Below are 556 nucleotides of genomic sequence, written 5' to 3'. Positions count from 1 at the left end.
GCCCCACGCGTCCCCGGCCGCCGCGGCGATCCCGGGCAGGTCGGCGCCCGGACCGAGGTCGACCGGGAAGTCGTCGCGCCCGGCGGCGACCCCGTCGGGGTGGACCCCCAGCGCGGAGACCTTCGGCGCCTTCCACCCCCCGTTGTCGAACACGACCGTCAGCGAGGGCGTCCCGTACCGCCGGGCCACCCAGTGGGCCGACGAGGGCACCCCGAACAGGTAGGAACCGTCGCCCACCAGGGACACCACGGTGCGTTCCGGCGCGGCGAGCTTCACCCCGACCGACGCGCCCAGCGCCCAGCCGAGCGAGCCGCCGCCGGAGCCGAACAGGGAACCGGGCACCGAGCGGGGCAGGTGGCGGCTCACGACCTGGTAGTTGGTGATCGCCTCGGTGAGCACGACCGTCCCGTCGTCGAGGGCGTCCCGCACGCACGCCACCAGGTACTCCGGTGTGATGGTCGCGCCGTCCGGCCGTTCGGCCGCCGCCCGTTCCCGTGCGCGGCGTCGGTGTTCCGCCGCGGCCCGTTCCCGGCGGGCGGACACCGCCGCGGGGTCG

General features: G+C 76.8%; 1 protein-coding gene. It reads right to left on the bottom strand.

The features are described 5' to 3' along the window. The coding region (locus SACPADRAFT_RS0211220) for a thiamine pyrophosphate-dependent enzyme (protein WP_007027926.1) at positions 1-556 on the bottom strand (556 nt) is incomplete at both ends.

The sequence above is a fragment of the Saccharomonospora iraqiensis subsp. paurometabolica YIM 90007 genome (assembly GCF_000231035.2).
Taxonomy (GTDB): Bacteria; Actinomycetota; Actinomycetes; order Mycobacteriales; family Pseudonocardiaceae; genus Saccharomonospora; species Saccharomonospora paurometabolica.
Note: the sequence above shows the minus strand (reverse complement) of the source record. Positions and strands in the feature narration are given on the sequence as shown.